Source organism: Ancylobacter polymorphus (assembly GCF_030813495.1).
In the GTDB taxonomy this organism is placed as follows: Bacteria; Pseudomonadota; Alphaproteobacteria; order Rhizobiales; family Xanthobacteraceae; genus Ancylobacter; species Ancylobacter polymorphus.
This window is the reverse complement of record NZ_JAUSUI010000010.1, coordinates 92,202-109,662: the sequence shown is the minus strand read 5'-3', so window position 1 is coordinate 109,662 and position 17,461 is coordinate 92,202. Positions and strand designations below refer to the sequence as shown.

Annotated in this window: 18 protein-coding genes; 6 read left to right on the top strand and 12 right to left on the bottom strand. The window is 65.3% G+C overall.

Annotated elements, in window-relative coordinates; translation table 11 throughout:
* Nucleotides 1–7: 7 nt before the first annotated feature.
* The 4 genes from J2S75_RS19920 to J2S75_RS19905 form a co-directional block, all read right to left on the bottom strand.
* On the bottom strand, nucleotides 8–529 hold the full coding sequence (locus tag J2S75_RS19920; RefSeq protein WP_307022534.1) for a hypothetical protein: 522 nt from the start codon (nucleotides 527–529) through the stop codon (nucleotides 8–10).
* On the bottom strand, nucleotides 529–1,572 hold the full coding sequence (locus J2S75_RS19915) for an aldo/keto reductase (RefSeq protein ID WP_307022532.1): 1,044 nt from the start codon (nucleotides 1,570–1,572) through the stop codon (nucleotides 529–531). The genes J2S75_RS19920 and J2S75_RS19915 overlap by 1 nt, the downstream gene beginning before the upstream one ends.
* A gap of 2 nt (nucleotides 1,573–1,574) precedes the next feature.
* Nucleotides 1,575–1,787 (bottom strand): hypothetical protein, encoded by a 213-nt coding sequence (locus J2S75_RS19910; RefSeq protein ID WP_307022530.1) that lies wholly within the window; start codon nucleotides 1,785–1,787, stop codon nucleotides 1,575–1,577.
* Between the two features lie 95 nt (nucleotides 1,788–1,882).
* The gene (locus tag J2S75_RS19905; protein WP_307022529.1) at nucleotides 1,883–3,226 is read right to left on the bottom strand and encodes a Rieske 2Fe-2S domain-containing protein; all 1,344 of its coding nucleotides are present in this window, start codon (nucleotides 3,224–3,226) and stop codon (nucleotides 1,883–1,885) included.
* Nucleotides 3,227–3,423: 197 nt separating this feature from the next.
* Here J2S75_RS19905 and J2S75_RS19900 point away from each other — a divergent pair, with 197 nt between their 5' ends.
* From J2S75_RS19900 to traR, 5 genes are all read left to right on the top strand, one after another.
* Entirely contained in the window at nucleotides 3,424–4,173 is a 750-nt protein-coding gene (locus tag J2S75_RS19900; RefSeq protein WP_307022527.1) for an IclR family transcriptional regulator, read from the top strand.
* A 64-nt stretch (nucleotides 4,174–4,237) separates the two neighbouring features.
* Nucleotides 4,238–5,203 carry a PDR/VanB family oxidoreductase gene (locus tag J2S75_RS19895; RefSeq protein ID WP_307022525.1) on the top strand — a complete coding sequence of 322 codons (966 nt, stop codon included), beginning with the start codon at nucleotides 4,238–4,240 and terminating at the stop codon, nucleotides 5,201–5,203.
* 45 nt (nucleotides 5,204–5,248) lie between these two features.
* The gene (locus tag J2S75_RS19890) at nucleotides 5,249–5,959 is read left to right on the top strand and encodes a class II aldolase/adducin family protein (protein ID WP_307022523.1); all 711 of its coding nucleotides are present in this window, start codon (nucleotides 5,249–5,251) and stop codon (nucleotides 5,957–5,959) included.
* A gap of 15 nt (nucleotides 5,960–5,974) precedes the next feature.
* Entirely contained in the window at nucleotides 5,975–6,919 is a 945-nt protein-coding gene (locus tag J2S75_RS19885; RefSeq protein ID WP_307022676.1) for a LysR family transcriptional regulator, read from the top strand.
* Between the two features lie 101 nt (nucleotides 6,920–7,020).
* The gene (traR, locus tag J2S75_RS19880) at nucleotides 7,021–7,722 is read left to right on the top strand and encodes an autoinducer-binding transcriptional regulator TraR (protein ID WP_307022521.1); all 702 of its coding nucleotides are present in this window, start codon (nucleotides 7,021–7,023) and stop codon (nucleotides 7,720–7,722) included.
* A 13-nt stretch (nucleotides 7,723–7,735) separates the two neighbouring features.
* Here traR and J2S75_RS19875 read toward each other — a convergent pair whose 3' ends face one another.
* The 3 genes from J2S75_RS19875 to J2S75_RS19865 form a co-directional block, all read right to left on the bottom strand.
* Nucleotides 7,736–8,056, bottom strand: coding sequence for a transcriptional repressor TraM (locus J2S75_RS19875; RefSeq protein ID WP_503128814.1), 321 nt, complete (start codon nucleotides 8,054–8,056; stop codon nucleotides 7,736–7,738).
* A 953-nt stretch (nucleotides 8,057–9,009) separates the two neighbouring features.
* Nucleotides 9,010–9,768: a MerR family transcriptional regulator gene (locus J2S75_RS19870; RefSeq protein ID WP_307022517.1), complete on the bottom strand. Its 759-nt coding sequence runs from the start codon at nucleotides 9,766–9,768 to the stop codon at nucleotides 9,010–9,012.
* Between the two features lie 70 nt (nucleotides 9,769–9,838).
* Nucleotides 9,839–10,687, bottom strand: coding sequence for a class I SAM-dependent methyltransferase (locus J2S75_RS19865; protein ID WP_307022516.1), 849 nt, complete (start codon nucleotides 10,685–10,687; stop codon nucleotides 9,839–9,841).
* 72 nt (nucleotides 10,688–10,759) lie between these two features.
* Between J2S75_RS19865 and J2S75_RS19860 the strand changes: the two genes are divergently transcribed.
* Nucleotides 10,760–11,230 carry a helix-turn-helix domain-containing protein gene (locus J2S75_RS19860; protein ID WP_307022513.1) on the top strand — a complete coding sequence of 157 codons (471 nt, stop codon included), beginning with the start codon at nucleotides 10,760–10,762 and terminating at the stop codon, nucleotides 11,228–11,230.
* 10 nt (nucleotides 11,231–11,240) lie between these two features.
* Here J2S75_RS19860 and J2S75_RS19855 read toward each other — a convergent pair whose 3' ends face one another.
* From J2S75_RS19855 to traA, 5 genes are all read right to left on the bottom strand, one after another.
* A complete protein-coding gene (locus tag J2S75_RS19855; protein WP_307022511.1) occupies nucleotides 11,241–11,744 on the bottom strand; it encodes a DUF3016 domain-containing protein in 504 nt (167 codons plus the stop codon).
* Between the two features lie 61 nt (nucleotides 11,745–11,805).
* Nucleotides 11,806–12,411 carry a TraH family protein gene (locus J2S75_RS19850; protein ID WP_307022510.1) on the bottom strand — a complete coding sequence of 202 codons (606 nt, stop codon included), beginning with the start codon at nucleotides 12,409–12,411 and terminating at the stop codon, nucleotides 11,806–11,808.
* Between the two features lie 14 nt (nucleotides 12,412–12,425).
* A complete protein-coding gene (locus J2S75_RS19845) occupies nucleotides 12,426–13,577 on the bottom strand; it encodes a conjugal transfer protein TraB (protein WP_307022508.1) in 1,152 nt (383 codons plus the stop codon).
* Nucleotide 13,578: 1 nt separating this feature from the next.
* The gene (traF, locus tag J2S75_RS19840; protein ID WP_370874179.1) at nucleotides 13,579–14,106 is read right to left on the bottom strand and encodes a conjugative transfer signal peptidase TraF; all 528 of its coding nucleotides are present in this window, start codon (nucleotides 14,104–14,106) and stop codon (nucleotides 13,579–13,581) included.
* Nucleotides 14,103–17,405 (bottom strand): Ti-type conjugative transfer relaxase TraA, encoded by a 3,303-nt coding sequence (traA, locus tag J2S75_RS19835; RefSeq protein ID WP_307022506.1) that lies wholly within the window; start codon nucleotides 17,403–17,405, stop codon nucleotides 14,103–14,105. The genes traF and traA overlap by 4 nt, the downstream gene beginning before the upstream one ends.
* Nucleotides 17,406–17,461: the final 56 nt, after the last annotated feature.

Here is a 17,461-nt window from a genome sequence, read left to right as displayed (position 1 = left end):
TCCATAGTCAGGCCCGCCCCGATCCATGGCGCACGATCATCATCGCCATCCCGACCGCGACGAACGGCAGCGGGATCGACACCAGTATTCTGAGAAGCGTGAAGTGCTCGCCCATCAGCGGCAGTTCCCACATCAGGATGCGCTGCATGCCGAGCGTCGACCAGGAGGTGACAAAGGCGATAAGGGCCAACTCGCCGGATCCGGCTGCCCGCAGCGCCGCGACCAGCGGAAACGAGGTGATCGGACCGCCCGGTGTCACAGCGCCGATGCCAGCGGCGATGGCAATGGCGCGGAGACCGGCATGATCGCCGAGCATGCGGGAAACCATTTCGCCGGACAGCAGGATGGGGACGAACGCGGCGACCTGCGCAGCGCCGGCGAGCTTCGGGGCGAGTTCGATGACTAGGGCGACGTCCTCGCCAAGGCTCCGCCAGAAAGCATCGGGACCAAGAACGATCCAGCACGCGGTTCCCGAGGCGGCGGCGAGGGCGAAGAACACCCAGAACGAGGTGCCGATGGCCCGGTGCATTACCGGTTCGCCTGGCCGACGTCGCCATCCTCGAGCCATCCGCACCAGATCCGTTCCACTGCTGCGGTGAGCGGCGGCGGCAGGGGCCCGCGGGCGACGGCCCCGACGCTGTCGTCGAGCTGCTCGACCGAGGAGATGCCACCGATGATGGTCGCTATGCCGTCATGCCCGAGGATGAAGCGGTAGGCGAGCTCGACGAGGCTGATGCCGTTGTCGGCGGCGAGGGCGGCGAAGGCGCGGGCCTTGCGGGCCAGCCCGCTTGCCTCATAGGACACCACATCGCGCGAGCGCGCCAGCGGGTGGACGCCCTGTCCCTCCAGCACAGCCGGTGTCAATAACCCGCCGGCGAGCGGGCTGAACGCCGCGACGCCGGCGCCCAGCGCCTGCGCTCGGGTGATGATATCGCCATAGTCCGGCAGCGCCACCGGCCCGTCGGGCCAAGCATGGCCGGCGGTCGGGTTGAGCAGGGTGTAGGGCACGTTCAACAGGCGGAAAAGATCCGTCTGCACCAGTTCGAGCGCCTGCGCCGCATCGTTGCCGCGGCAGATGAAGCCGGCATAGCGGGCCTTGCCGGCGCGCAGCACCCGCTCGACGCCTTCGAGCGCCCCGCCCGGACGCAAGAAGTCCTCCAGACCCAGCGTGGAATAGGCGCAACCCGTCAGCGCCGTCGGTTGAGGAACCGGGCCGTTATGAATTTGCAGCACGTCGACCGCGTCGAGCCCGAGCCGCTGCAGGCTGGCCTCGGTGGAACGTTCGACATGGCCAGCGATGTCGTCGAGATTCTCCGCGCGGACCTCCACCTTGGTGGTGACTACCGGGCGGGCACCGAGCGCCGTGAGTGCGCGGCCGAGATTGATCTCGGCCAGCCCGTCTCCATAGTCCGGCGCGGTGTCGAAATAGGTCACGCCGCGGGCAAGCGCGTGCTCGATGACGCGACGCTGCTCGGCCTCGGTGCCGCGCACCATGAGCCCGGCATTGCCGCCACAACCGAAGCCGATCTCGGAGACGGCGAGGCCAGTTTTGCCGACATTGCGATATCGCATGATCAAGCCGTCAGGTCGATCACGCGCGCCGACCGCACCCGCCCGTCGGGCTCGATCTCCCACAACACGTAGCGATTATCGGCCACGTCGACGCGAGCGATCATGTTCGGGCCTTTGGATGCCGGTGTCATCGTTATTTGCTGCACTGCCATCGTCGGCACCTGATCGAAAAGGGCCTCCAAGATGGCCTCGATATCCTTTTGCGCGATCGGCATAACGGCTATCCTTTGCAATCATCACCACAAGGACGGACGCCCCGCCGCCTGGATGCGACAGGGCGTCCGCAACGCGCGGAACAGGGTCGGCGGGCTCAGGCGTGTTCCGGGGCGCGCGCCTCGCCGGTGCCGGCTTGGGCCTTGAGCTGGAACTCCTCGATGCGCCGGTGCAGGTCCTTCACCTCTTCGATGAGCGGGCCGTAGCGATCCGCGTCGTCATTGGCGAAGCCCTTGTGGTAGAATTTGCGGAAGGCGTGCTTGTGGAAGGAATCCGGCTTGCCGGCGGTCGGGTGCAGCATGTCCGGGCTCTTCTCGAAGGTGTTCATCGGCGCCAGCCCCTGCTCGACGCGGGTGATCTGCTCGTCGAGCTGGCGGCGCAGCACCACGATCGGGATGTCTGTGCGGCCGAGCAGTTCGGTGGTGCGATCGGCGATCGGCCCTTGGGCGACCCAGACGATGGCGTCCTGCGCCAGCACATAGTCGAGGATGGCGTTGCCCTCCGCGTCGTACTGGGGCGGCACGTAATAGGGCACGACGTCCTGCTTCGGCACCTCGACGCCTTCCGGAGCGGCGTAGCACTGATAGCAGATGTGGTAGGTGTGGGTGTCGTCGATCGGCACGCGGATCTGGTATTCCGAGCGCGGCGCGCCGCTACGCCCGGTCTGGGTGTAGAAGGGAAAGACGACCGCAGAGTGCTCCTGATCCTTGTCCTCGTCGGCTCCCAGCGCCTTGGAATAGCGGATGCCCTTGCGAAAGCCGTATTCGCTTTGCTCCGCATAAAGTTCCTTGATGCCAACGCCGACCTTCTTGCGCTGGTGCAGCGTATGGAGCTGGTCGGCGCTGTGGTGGTCGAAACCCTTCTGCCGGCTGATCGCATATTCGAACAGGTAGCCATGCGCCCAAGCGCTGTGGGCCGGGTCTCCGGTATTCTCCTGGCATTGCAGCCAGTTGCAGTCGAGCTCGGTGATGCCGATCTGGCGCATGGCGTTCGGCCACACGAAAAGGTCCCAGCGCGGCAGGTCGGGAGCCGGCAGCGGGCCCATATAAGCGAAGACAAGGCCGCCCAGCTCACGCACCGGATAGCCTTTGAGCTTCTGCTTGATCTCGGCTTGCGGCGCGCCTTCCATTGGGCGCTCGACGCATTTGCCGGTCTCGTTGAACAGCCAGCCGTGATAGGGGCAGCGCAGGCCGCAATCATCCGGGATGCCGTATTGCAGGTCGACATTGCGATGCAGACAGCGGTCGCCGATCAGGCCGAGATTGCCGCTGTTGTCTTTATAGAGGACGAGGTCCTCGCCGAGGATGCGCACCTTTTGGACGGGGTTCTCCAAAAGCTGGGCATAGGGCCGGATCGGAATCCAGTAGCGCCTCATCAGCTCGCCGCAGGGCGTGCCGGGGCCCACCCGCGTCAGGCGATCGTTCTGTTCCTGGCTCAGCATCGCTTTCTCCCATTGATATTCGATTGTGTTGCTTGCACCCCGCCGCTGACGGGGCTGTCGGCGGCGCAATTGCGGCGCTGCTCCGCTCAATCGGTCGTCACCAAACGGCGTGTTTTAACTTAGGGAACTTCCAAACGTTCTGTCAAGAAGAACACATTCGGCTAGACAGAACGATGCGATTGAACGAAAATGGAGGCATGAACCAGATGATCCTGAGCTCCGATGACAGCCGTGAACGTGTCGAGGCTGTCGAGCGCGCCATCGTATTGCTGCAGTGCTTCGAGGAACCCGGCGAGGCGCTGACATTGGCGGCACTCGCCCAGCGCTCGGGCCTTTATAAGAGCACAATTCTGCGGCTCGTCGGCTCGCTGCTGCACACCGGCTTCCTGCGCCGGACGCCGAATGACGGCCGCTACATGCTCGGTCCCGAGCTGCGCCGGCTTGGCGAGCTCAGCCGCTCCAAGCTGACGCTGGAAGCCACCGTGCGCCCGATACTGCGCCGCCTCACCGCCGCGACGCACGAGACCGCCTCCTTCTATGTGCGCGATGGTGACGAGCGCATCTGCCTCTATCGCGAAAATTCACCGCTTAGCGCACGCCATCACCTCGAGGAGGGCATGCGCCATCCGCTGGGACTGGGTGCGGCCGGTCTGGTGCTCACCCATTTCGGTAATCCGGGCGAGGACGAGGCCGCGCGCGAGCTGCGCGAGACCGGATCGATCGTCTCGCGCGGCGGCCGCGACCCAGACCTCTCGGCGGTGGCGGTGCCGGTTGCGAACCAATTCAGCGAGGTAATCGGCGCGCTGACCGTCTCCGGCCTGATCAACCGGTTCGGCGCCGAGGAAATCGCCGCCGCGCGCAAGCTGCTCATCGAGGTGGCTGGCAGCCTCACGCCCCGCCTGCCGCGCCTAGAGGACATCGACCTGCGCCGTTCCGGCGATAGCTGATTTTAACGAGGAACAAGACGACCGCGCCGCCCCGCCGGGCAGGACGCGGCCTAGGGAGAACGATATGCAGCACGCCGAGGGCTCAGGCGAGGGCTCGACCATTGACATGCGCCTCGTGGCGATCCGTCTCGCCGCCCACGACACCAATCTCTATGAATTCGAGCGCCTCGACGGCCGCCCGCTGCCGGCGGTTGCGCCGGGGTCGCATGTCGACATCCATCTGCCCAACGGTATGGTCCGCCCCTATTCGCTGGTGGCGAGCGGCGAGGCGCCGGCCTCCTATGTGATCGGGGTCAAGCGGGACGCCGCCGGGCGCGGCGGTTCGGTCGCCATGCACGACACGCTGCGCGTCGGCACGATGCTAAAGGTCGGCCGACCGCGCAATAATTTCCCCCTTGAGGAGGGCGCGCCGCACAGCGTGTTGATCGCCGGCGGCATCGGAATCACGCCGATCTGGTGCATGGCACAGCGGTTGATCGCGCTGGGGCAATCGTTCGAGATCCACTATGCGTGCCGCGACCGGCGCGACGTCGCCTTCGCACGCGAGCTCGAGGCGCTCGGCGCACATCTGCACATCGACAGCGAATCCGCCGGCCGCTTCCTCGACATTGCCGGGATCGTCGCCGCGGCGCCGGACGGCGCGCACTTTTATTGCTGCGGCCCAGCGCCGATGCTGACCGGCTTCGAGGCGGCCACCGCCGCGCTGCCGGCCGAGCGAGTACATCTGGAGCGCTTCGCCGCCGCGCCGATGGAAGCGCCGCAGGGCGGCTTCGTGGTCGCGCTGCAGGCGAGCGGCAAGGAGTTCGTGGTGCCCGAGGGCAAGTCGATTCTCGAAGTGCTGCGCGAACAGGGTCTCGACGTCGATTTCTCGTGCGAGCAGGGGATTTGCGGGGCCTGTCGGGTAACCGTGCTGGAAGGCGAGCCCGACCATCGCGACATGGTGCTCAGCGAGCGAGAGAAGGCGCAGAACGACGCCATCATGGTCTGCTGCTCGGGCTCGAAATCCCCGCGCCTCGTGCTGGCGCTGTGAGCGGTTCGAACGTGCGCCGCGTGGGCGTCGTTTCCTGGAGAGACCATGACAAGCGATGATCTGAAGCAGAAGCTGATTGATGCCGGGCTGGTGCTCGATGCGGCCGGGCAGGGGGATTTCACCCGAGGCCACATCTCGGTGCGTACGCCTGACGACCCGACGCTATTCTTAATGAAACCGCACAGCGTCGGGTTCGAGGAGTTTACCCTCGATAGCATCGTTACCTGCAACATCGAGGGCGAAAAGGTCGGCGGTGGCGGCCGGCGGCACAGTGAGGTGTTCATCCATTCGGAGATCCTGCGGGTACGGCCGGATGTGAATGCGGTGATCCATGCCCATCCGAAATACGCCATCGCCTTTTGCGCGACGGACCGGCCGTGGCCGATTGTCTCCCAGCCTTGCGCTCTGTTCGCGGGCGGACTGTCGACCTATAGCGAGACGGTCGATTTGATCCGCAGCCAGGAAACCGGGGCAGCGCTGGCCCGGGCGCTCGGGGCGAGCAAGGCGGTGTTCATGCGCGCACACGGGGTGGCGGTGACTGGTGCCTCGATCGAGGAAGCGGTGATCCGTCTAATGATGTTGGAGCGGGCCTGCGAGGATCAGCTCCTCGCGCAAAGTTGGGGCGGAGCCTCACCAACTTTTGCAGAAAAGGACGTGGCGAGCCTCCAGCGCAATCTTGACCGGTCAGACCAATACATCATCAATTTCGATTATCTGGTGCGCCGCGCCCGCCGGGGAGCCGCCATCACGCTTTGACGGAAGGCACGAGCCATCAATCTCAAACAGCTCCATAACTTCATCCGTTCGGTCGAGGCAGGCAACATCACCAAGGCGGCCGAGCTGTTGAATATCTCCCAGACCGCGCTCGGATTGCAGCTGCGCAACCTCGAGATGACGCTTGGCGTGGAGCTGCTCGTCCGCCATTCCCGCGGCATCACCGTGACCAAGGCCGGCGAACTGCTCTATCGGCGGGGGATCGGCATCTTGCGGCTCGTCGACGAGACCAAGAACGAGCTTGCGGCGTTAGCCGGACCAGGGCGCGAGCATGTCGTGCTCGGCCTGACGCCGAGTATTATGCGCCTCGTTGGCGCGGATTCTATGGTCAATTTCAAAGCGGAACTACCAGATCTATCCATCAGCCTCGTCGAGCAGATGAGTTTCGTGCTGCGCGATATCTTAATGCGCGATGAGGTTGATCTGGCTCTGCTCTATGATCTGGCAGAGGGTACTGGCTCGTTGCGGCTGCCACTCGCCGAGGAGAGGCTCCTGTTCATTACTGCCAATGACAGCTCGTTCCCCTCCGGCCCAGTGCAATTCAAGGACGCCATAGCCTCCAGCCTAGCGCTGGCAAGCGACCGGGATCACATTTGGCGGGCGGTGCACCGGGCGGCCGCCACCTTTCCTCTGCCGGTCAATATCAGCTTCGACGTGCAGTCACTTGATACGATCAAGACCCTGGTGGCACGGGGGCTGGCGACCAGCATCGTGCCCTATGGCGCCTTCGGGGAAGACATTGAGAGCGGCGCCGTCCAGGCGCACACGATTGAGGCTCCTGCCATCAAGCGCACCCTTTTCCTCGTCGGTTCACCCAACCGCCGCGCGCTACGGCAGGAGGCCGAACTGCTAGGTTTCATCGACCGGATGGTTGACACGCTGGTGAGTCGCAGCCCGCATGCCGCAATAATCGGACGCTGCGCGTCCGATCGCGCGCCCTGAGCGGCGCTTCCAACAGGTCTTTTGAGCTTCCGTCCCTGAAGCGTGGTGAACACGCCTCGTTGAAGGCATGCGGCGGAGCGACCGCGATAGGGAGGAATAAGATGAGAACCTGGTTCCAACGGCTGACCGATGTCTCATCCCTGGCGCGTACCGAGCAGATGCTCAAGGAGGCGCTGGCGGAGCTGGTGCAGGACCTTGGCTTCGACTGCTATGCCTATCTGAACGTCCAGCCCGTGCGCGTCTTCGCAGTTTCCAACTACCATCCCGAGTGGCAAGGCCGATATCTGACGCAGAATTTCGCGAGCATTGACCCGGTCGTCTCCATGGCAAAGGAGCAGATGAAGGCGTTCACATGGGCGGCTGGCGCGCCGCGCTCGCTGTCCAAGCCATTGCGACGCTTCTATTCGGAAGCCGGCGATTTCGGCATCAGGTCCGGGATCTCAATCCCGATCCGCACGGCGTTTGGACATATGTCGATGCTGACGCTGGCGTCGCACAAGCCGTCACTGTGCCTTGAGACCGATATCGATCAGATTGCGGCGGTCACGGCCGTCGCCCAACTCCATGCGAAGATGGAGCAACATGATGCCGAGCCGACCGCCAGCGTGGAAATCGACCTGAAGGCCAAGCAGGCTCTGTGCCTGAAATGGTCTGCCGAAGGGAAGACGATGAAGGATATCGCCTCCATCGAGGGCATGTCGTTCGCCACGGTGAATTTTCACCTGAACAATGCCCGCAAGGCGCTCGATGCCGGAAGCCTGGCACAGGCGACGGCGCTCGCCACTAAGCTCAAGCTGATCTGAACAGGCCGTCTCGTCAGTCCGCCGGGACGAGCGGGACGTGGCCAAGCACATCGAGAAGCGTCGAGAGGAGCGTTTGCTGGGCGTGCATGTCGATCATCGCGCTGACATAAGCGATGCGGGCGGGACCGACGGTGTCGCAACCGGAGGAAGGCGGCGCCTTGCGCCATTCCTCATATTTCGACTCGGCGGCATCGCGAAGGCTCCGATGCCTTTTGATCGCCTGAATCGTGATCTGTTCGAGATCCCGCTTGGAGAGATGCTCGGTCAGGCCGACGACCGGCCTCAGCGTTACCTTGTGCTCCGGCGGCACAGCGCAGTTCGTGTCGTTTCCCATCCGTCTTCTTCTTCAAAGGTCGTCCGCGGTGCGCCCCCGCAAACGTCAATCCCTGATCCCAAGCCGGGGGTTGGAAACCGTACTCAGACGGTCCTGCGACCTTTAGCACCGAGGCACCTGGACATGCGTCACAGGCCCCCGGCCGTAAGGCCAGAGGATCCTTGGTGCCTTCCCGGTTGGCACCGACCGCTGAGTAGGGGTTTCCACACCCCGAGGCAGCGCGTACTGCCCTGGCGGCCCTTATAAAGAGGAGATGCCGCAATCGCTAGAGCGAAGCGGTGAATCGCGCAGAAGCGAATGACTCAAAACTAGTTTGAGCGACCTCTGCTTCACTGCGGTTTAGGTGAGAAGATCATGCGTGCAATTGTCAGTAGTGAGCCGACTGCAAGAAATGGATAGAAATGCCAACGGTACAAAGCGGCTTCCCCAGGCGATCGTCACCGCACTGCTTTCCGGACGTCATGCCCGGGTCGGCGGGAGAACACCGCGCGAGCGAGGACGCAATCTCACGCTCATTGCCACGTCGTACTCGCGTGACGAGATTCTCTGCGAACGCGGGATCGGACCAGCGAGCGCCGATCGCATCGAGCGGTGGTTGTCGGCGCAAGGATTAACGTTCCGCCGACCCAGCGATTGCGCAATGAACTAGACATAACTCATTGATAACATTCCATAATTCAGATTATGCGACTCGCTCACTCGCGCCTCACCAGCGTCAAGAAACGCACAATGGAGCCGTGGTCGAAGGAGAACGCCGGACGTGTCGCCGGCCTGGGCGGCCGACAAGCGCGTCGAGATCGTCACGATGCGCGCCGGACGGCCAGGGTCCGCTCGAGCTCTTCCGCTTTCTCACACGCGCCGGGGGGATAGATGCCGCCCTGTTCAGTTCAACAGGACGCTCCAAAGAGGCGGGCGCGTGCCAGCCTCCCTGGATCGAGTCCTCCTGCTATCGATCAGTGATTTTGCGCGTCGAGCTTTGCGACGGCAGCTCTGACGAACGCGAGGACATCAGGGGTGACCGGGAATGTTTGCCCTGCTTGCGGGTCCGCCCAAGCATCGCGCTGTATGTGTTCGAGTTTCTCCTTCACGGCCTGATTTCCGCCTGTGAGGCCCGCGGTCAGTGCTTTCCATCTGCCGGCGAGTACGAGTGCGGCAGGTGCCGCCGGGTCCGTTCCCAGCAGAGATTTCGTGTCCGCAATGAGGCGTTCCCATGCTTCGCCATCATAGCGTGCCTTGAGCTCTTCCCTTTCGGCTTCGGTCAAATGGCGGTCGATCGATGGCGAAATCCTTTCGGCCCAATCCGGGGTTTCTCTTGTCATCGCTGTCTCCTTTGTCAGAGCGATCAACTCGTCCGAGGAGAGGCTTTCACCGAGCATCAGCTTGGCCCGGGCCGTTCTGACCAGGCGCAGCGCTTGATCGATCGAGCGCTTTCGATCGAGCAGGACTTCCTCCTGCAAAGCCAAAAGCCTGTCGAGGTCGACGCTTCGGTCATGCAAGACGGCAGCGATCTGAGCGAGCGTGAGGCCGAGACGTTTCAGCCAAATGACTTGGTGCAGCCGCAGCAACTCATTCGGGCCGTAAACCCTCCAACCCGCAGCCGTTCTCTGTGCCTGCACCAGCCCATGCCGCTCAAAGACGCGGAGCGCCTTCACGGTGACACCGAGAAGGCAGGCTGTTTCGGCAGCAGTTCGAAAAGGCGTGCACGCAGTCATAGGCTTCGTTCCACGGACACAGACCTTGTGGGGCTGGCCCCAAGGTCCGGGTCAAGCCTCAATTGTCCGTTCAGCGCGGAGCTCTCGCGGTGACCAACCAGCAGGCCGCCGTGAACTGCACCTCGCTGCCCAGCACATAGGGATCGAACGCCGGCCTGACCGCCTCCATGACGCGGGCTCTGCTCGCCTGGTCCAAGTCGCCGATCAGGCGCGGCAGCGGGCCAAGCGTGGTGAAGTACCGGATCAGGTCGACCTCGGGAAAGGTGCAGACCAGGTCGAGCGGGCTGAGGTCGATGTCGACCCAGTCGCTCTCCCTCAGGATATGCTGCACCCGTTCGCGATCTCCGAAGGCGAACTGCCCGGGACCTCCCGCGCTGCGCATCGGCATTTCCGGAAGAAGGCCAGCCGCGGCGCGCTCAGCGGCCGTCATGAACGGATTCTCGTCCGCTCCGCGCCAGGCCACAATGCGCAGGGCGGCGCCTGTACGCGCCGCACGCCGCAGGTTGGAAAAGGCCGCGACGGGATCGGCGAAGAACATCACCCCGAAACGTGAGACGATGGCGTCGTAGGCAGCGGCGTCGAATGCACAGGTCTCGGCGTCGGCGACGACGAACTCGGCCGGAAGGGATTCACGCGCGGCGCGTGCCCGCGCCACAGCGATCAAAGGCTCGGAAATATCGACGCCCGTGCATCTCCCGGAAGAGCCGACAAGGCGCGACATCGCGAGCGTCGTCGCGCCTGCCCCGCAGCCGACGTCGAGGACGGCCTTCGCAGGGCTCGAGTCGACCGCTTCCGTCAGCACGTCCTCGAATGGCCGGAACATCATGTCGAGCAGATCCTGCGCCGCGACCCAGCCCTTCCCGCTGCTCCCGTTCCACAGCTCGCGCTGCTCCCGCCTTATGTCGTCCGCTGTCTTCATTTGATGGTCTCCGCTTGCCTTCGCGATGCTGAGCCGGCACCTTGCCACTTCAAGTTGGCTTGAGGTCAAGGCGTGAATGAACTCGATATCGGAGAGGTCGCGCGGCGCGCCGGCGTCACGGCCTCCACACTTCGGTTCTACGAGGAAAAGGGCCTGATCGCCTCACGCGGACGGCGGGGTCTGCGGCGTCTTTTCGATGCGGAGGTGATCGAGCGCCTGGCGCTGATCGCGTTGGGACGGACGGCGGGGTTTTCGCTCGACGAGATCGGCCGGATGTTCGGGGCCGATGGGCAGCCGAGGATCGAGCGGGGCAAGCTCTCGGCCAAAGCCGAGGAGCTGGACAGAACCATCAAGCGGCTGAGCGCACTGAGGGATGGGCTACGGCACGCCGCAGCGTGTCCCGCACCAAGTCACATGGAGTGCCCCACCTTCCGGCGCATCCTGTCGTCGGCCGGCTCGGGGGCGCTACGACCATTGGCGGCGCGAAAGCCGCGCCGCCTGATCAGCAAGGGCGGCGATCGCACGACCAATGGCAAGGACTAGCGAGCGCGCCTCAGCTCGCGCGCGCCGCCTTCAGCTCGACGAAGCGCCTGCGGAACCAGTCGCTCAGCATGTTCTTCTCATAGGCGAAGCGCTCGCTCGAGCGCTGGGCGGAGGGATTCCAGAGATAGTTGATATCGGACACGGTCTCCTCGCCCTTGGCGAGGACCTTTCTGCCTTGCGTGAGCGTGTAGCGGAGCTTGAAGCGCGGCGGGGTGATGTCGCGCAGAATGCGAACGTCGTTGAAGCGCGGTCGCCACGGCTCGTATTCGCCGGCGAGCCTGGCATCGAGTACCTCAATCCGCACCGACTGCCCGTCCTTCAGGTATCGCGAGCCTAGCCGATCAAAGTAACGCTGAAACTCGGCGATGATTTCGTCGCGGGTCCCGGAGCTGCGAAAGTCACGATCATTGTAGTTCTGCGGATTGACGAACGTCACCTGGACGGATGCGTCGGCAGCTGCCGACATCAGCGTCAGGGCCGCGAGACCAGCAGCGACAATCGACGTCTTGCGCATGGCTTGCTCCATCGCCCGATCTTGCCTTGGACCAATATAGGCTATGCGCGACGACAATTCATCAATCGGACTTCGGCCGGCTGCCGCCGATGCCGGACAAATCGATGCGGATGCCCGCCTTGTTCGGATCGACCGGTTCGGGACGAGCCGGTCCCGCGGCTTCGGCCGCAGCCGCTTCGCTCCGGTCCCCCTCTGCCGGCGCAGGCACCGCGAGTTTCACATCGCCGGGATCGGGCTCGCTGAATATCGCCTTTCCCTCGAAGCTCCCGGTCTTCCATGCGTCGATCGCGTCGTCGAAGGCCTCGTCGACCGCGTTGCCGTACCATTTGGTGACGATCCGGTAGACCTTGGCGAAGAGCTTCGTGCCCATGCGGATATTGGCGCAGGCATCGACCAGGTCGGGCTTCAGCTCCGAGACGTCGGTGATGCCGACCCCCGCCGGATATTGCGTGACGCCGACCCGCACGACGGCCTTGCCGACATGCTGGCGGACGAGCGCCATCGCCTCCTCCGCCGTGCCGGGTCGCGGAATCAGTACGACGCGGCCGCCGGACCGAACGGTGACTGCCAGCGGATCCGGCGAGCCCGCCTTCGCGATGAATTTCTCGACGATCGCCGGCTTCAGGCCGGGATCGGCGCATTGCTGGATGAGAGCGACGTCGACCATGGAGAACTCCCTGTTCATCGGTTGAAGGCGGTGACGAGCGGCACCCCGAACAGCCTCGCCCATGCGATCGTGCTAGTGTTCTGGATGTCGATGATCGAGGTGCCGACGGTCCACCAGCCATTGCCGGTGGCGACGATCGCGTCGGGCCGGAGGAGCATCGACTGCAGGATGGGCCAGACGACCAGCTGCTCGTAGCAGATCAGCGGCGCGATCCGCCGCCCGGCAAGCTCGACGGTCGGGTTGGCGAAGAGATGCGCCCGCGCCCCTCCATCCCGTCCCAGCCAGCGGCGCCAGGGCTGCCACATGGAGACCGGAACCGGCATGCGCTCGCGATAGAGGATTCCGGCCTCCTGCGCCGAGATCGCAACCAGGACGTTGTCGTAGCCCTGCGGATCGATGACGGCAGCGCCCGCGATCACGACGATGTCGCTGCTTGCGAGCGCGTCGCGCCAGAGACGCTCGACGCTCGGCGTCAAGAATCCGAGCGTGCTTTCGGGGAGTACGACGATCCTGCTGCCCTGCCCTCCGGCTCGCATGACAGAAGCGATCAGGTCGCGCTGCCGCTCGAGCGTGCCGTCGCGTCCGAGGCTCGGGCCCATGTCGAGATCGACTCCCCGGAACCCCTCGGGGAGCCGCGGCGCTTCCCATGTTGCGGCCGACCACAGCCAGAGCCCGCCGAGCGCGATGGCGGCGATCGGCCAGGCTCGCGTCGTCATCGCGATGAGCCCGACCGCGGCGGCCGCCAGTCCCATCCAGCACCATCCGGGAAACAACACGCCGGCGGCCGTCAGGGGGTGCGCCCAACCCACCACCCCGAACGGCGGCACCGTCATCAGCACGGCCGCGAGCGCGAACCGCACCGCCCTCCCTCCCGGCCGGCTCGTCCAGAGCAGCGCATGAACGCAGACGAAGGAGACCGAGGAGACGAGCCAGAGGAACAAGCCCGGGGAGATGTCGGAGCTGTAGAAATTGGCGACGCCCTGCGGCAGTCCACGCGACGCCCCGAGGAAATAGGCCGCAGCGACCAGCGACGCGGCCAAGCGGTTGGGGGCCCGAGCCCATAGCGCCGGAAACAGCATCGCGAGCGGCAGCGTCAGCGGTTCGCCGCTCCAGCCGATGACGCCGACCAGCGCCGCGATCAGGATCAGCACCAGAGCCCGCGCCATCTTACGGCTCGAAGGTGAGGAGCGGATGCGCGCGGCCGAGCACACCGCTGGCCGGGATCGGCCCGAAATACCGAGAGTCATAGGAACCTGCGAAATCGGAGTGGAGAAACAGGAAACCGGCCGGGACCTCGCCGCCGGCGAAGGGCGCAAGTGCCCTGCCCGCGGCGTCCTCTCGCTGAACATCGGAATGGGGGATCGGCCGCCCGTCGACGGAAACGCCGGAGCCGATCGCGATCGCGTGCCCTCCCGTCGCCGCGACCGTCTTGATCAGCGGGCTGAACCAGCCTGGGCAGAGGCCGCGGCCGAGATAGCCGCGCTCGCGTGCCAGGCGGAACGTGGTGCTGTCGGGCGGGCAGATGAAGACGAGATCGCCCGTCGCGGGCGGTCCGTCGAGCGGCTCGATCCGCCAGAGCCCGAGCGGATAGCTGCGCGTGAGATTGAGGCGCAAGCCTGCGAACCGCGCGGTGCCGGCAAGCATGATCAGAAACGCGACCGCGGCCGGCACAATGAAGATGGCGCGCCGCCTCACTGCTTCATCACCGGCGTCTGCCGCTGGCTCTGGCGCAGCGTTTCAACCTGCTTCAGCGTCGCAGCGGTCCGCTCATGGGCAGCGAGCTGCTGCGCCGTCCGCATGGTCGGCCAGGCCTCGGCGAGCTTCTGCCGCTCGCCCGGGGCGAGCCCGTCGGCCGCCTTGTCGAAGATCTTGCCGGCGGGTTCGCGGGCTGCGTTGGTGAGCAGGGTGCGCTCGCCGAACCGCTCCGCGACGGCCTTGTTGAAACCGTCGATCTCGCCCTTCACCTCACGGTTGGAAATCGCATAGCCGAGCGCGGCCGGCAGGTCGTTGCGGTCGATGGCGTCGCGCACCCGTTCGAGGACGCGATGCGCCGCCGGCGACAAGGCCGGGATGTCGATCGAGACGCGCTGGCGCATCGCCTGCTCATCGGCCTGGAGCCTCTGCACGGCCGCCTCGCGCAGGTTGAGATAGCGTTCGATGTCCCGCTTCAGTGCGGGGACATTGAGCTCGGCGACGCGCCGGTCCTCGCGATCGGCCTTGCCGGCGAGGAGCCCGGTCTTGCCCTTCAGAGGGCCGAGCGCCTGCGGCTCCGACACCAGCCGGTCGAGCGCCGTCTTGGCCGCAGCGGGATCCGACAGGACCGCATCGAAATTCATGGCGCGGAACGCGGTCTCCGGATCGGCGAAGACATAGCGGAAGCGGGTCGAGACCTCGTCCCACTGCTTGGTGACGGCAGGGTCGGCGCGCAGCTTCTCCTCGACCGTGTCCTGGATCGATTTCGTGAACAGGGTGACGCCGGCGACCATCGCTGCGGCCTCCTTCGGGCTATGTGTCTGACGGGGATCGAACAGGCCGAGACGCGCGCCGATGCCGCGCAGGCGCTGGGCGAGATCGGCGAACTTCCGTTTCTGCCGGACCGTCCAGTCGACACGATCGCGCAGCAGCGTGCGGGCGACATTGACGATGTGCAGGCCGCGGTTCTCGGCGAAGCGAAGCGCCTGCCGGTAGAGCGTGCCGCGCTCGTAATCGAGCGTGGTCTCCTTAGCATTGCGCCGGGAGAGGACCTTGGCGAGGCCGCCATTGAAGGCGAAGGAGCGACGCCCGTAATAGAGCGCCATGTCCTCACGGTGTCGGGTCAGCGCGACATAGGTCAGGTGGCGGTCGAGCGAGAGCGAGGCGAGCACTTTCACGCGGTCGACGGTGGCGCCCTGTGCCTTGTGGATCGTCGTCGCATAGCCGTGGTCGAAATTGCGATAGAGGTGCTGATCGACCGTCACCTGCCGGCGCTGGTCGCCCTCCCCGATCGCCGCGATGATGCGGTTCGGCGCGGCCGCGACGACCTTGCCGATCATGCCGTTCTTCACGCCGAGGGCGCTGTCGTTCTTCAGGAAGACGATCTGATCGCCGACATCGAACTTCCGGGCGCCGTCCTCGGTCCGGAAGGCGTGACCCTCACCCACAAGGCCGCGTTCGACCAGCTTCTCGCGCGCCATCGTGTTGAGCATGCGCACGTCGCGCCGCAGATGCGCGAGGATCAGCGAGCTCCTGGCGGAATCGTAGTCGCGGTTCCAATCCGCAATCAGGCTGGCGACGGCTTCGGCCTTCATGACCGAACCGAGCACCCTCCCCTGCTGCTGATAGGCCGAGAGCGCCTCCGCGATCCTGCCGCGCGCCAGATCCATCGAGGCGGCGCGCATCCAGTCCTCGCGCTGGCGGTAGATCGTCTCCAGCTCGGCGTAGCCAGTGCGCTCGACGATGGCGCGGAACGCCGCGCCCGCCTCGATCGGCTGCAGCTGGTCGGGATCGCCGATCAGCACCAGTTTGGCGCCTGCCTTCACCGCAGCGTCAACGAAGCGGGCCATCTGCTTGGAAGCAACCATGCCGGCTTCGTCGAGCACGAGGACGGTGCTGGAATCGAGCGTGTCCCTGCCCTGCTTCCAGCGCAGCTCCCAGGACGCCAACGTGCGGCTCTGGATGCCCGCTTCCTTCTCGAGGCCCTCGGCCGCCTTGCCGGCGAGCCCCGCGCCGACGACGCGGTAGCCGCCGAGTTCCCAGGCCTCGCGCGCGGCCTTCATCATGGTGGTCTTGCCGGCGCCGGCCCGGCCCACGACGGCGGCGATCCCGCCCGGTTTGGTCACATGCTCGATCGCCGTGCGCTGCTCTTCGGACAGCCTTTCATGTCGGGCAAACACCTGCTCCAGCACGCGCTCGCGAACGCCATGTGAGCTTCGCCCGGAAAGCCAGATCGCTTGCCGCGCCATGCCGGCCTCGACACGGATGAGCTCGCGCGTCGTGTAGCGCGCCGGCATTCTCTCCCCGGTCGCGAAGTCGACGCTCTCGCGCTCGATGCGCAGGAGCTCCGGGCTCTGGAGGATGCGCGCCATCAGCTGCTGGAAGGTGCCGGCATCGTCGACATAGCGATGCAGCACCTTGGCGATATCGCGCTGGTCGAAGACGCTCTTCTCCGACGACAGCAGATCGAGCACGATCTCCGGCCGCAGCAGAATGCGCCGCCGGTTTTCGGAGCGCTGCGCCTCGAACAGCTTCAGCCGTTCGAGATCGACCGCCTCGCCCTCGCCGGCTGACTTGCGCTGGATCGCCTTGGCGCCGACGCCGATATGCGTGGTCGGCACCAGGTCGATGCCGCGCTCGGCATAGGACCGCCCATCAACGCGGATCTCCAGACCGGCGAGCGCCAGATGCTGGTTCTGCAGGGCGAGCCAGCCGTTGCGCTGCTCGAGGAACTCGGTCTTCTCGCCCGACCAAAGCCGATAGACGATCTTGCCCGCCTTGTTGCGCAGGACCTCGCCATCCTCACCGATGACGGCGATGCGCTTCGGGCCAAAGCCGTCCTCCGTCAGTGGCCGCAACGTCGTCATCAGGTGGACATGCGGATTGCCGGGCTCGTCGTGATAGACCCAGTCGGCCACCTGCCCGCGCGCCAGCACTTGCTCAAGCACGAACTGCCGCATCAGCGCGATGTTCTGCTCTTTCGACAGCTCGACCGGCAGCGCGATGATGAATTCGCGGGCGAACTGCGCGTCCTCGCGCTTCTCGAACGCTTCCACCCTGTTCCAGAACGCCTCCACGGCGCCGGCGACCGAGCGGTCGGCGATCAGCGCCCTCGCCCATTCCGGCGCATCGGCCGGCAGCAGGAATTCCTCATGGGCGAGATTGCGCTTGTTGGAATAGTCGACCGTGCGCCCCTCGGCCTCATATTCCATGCGGGCGCAATGGCGATACGCCGCCGACAGCACGGCGCTGCGGCCATTGCCGCGGCCGATGAGCTGGGGCGTGAAATGCGTGATCGCCACGGTGACGGCGTCTCCCGGTGAAAGCTCGAACAGCGTGTTCGTCGGGAGAGGCCGGC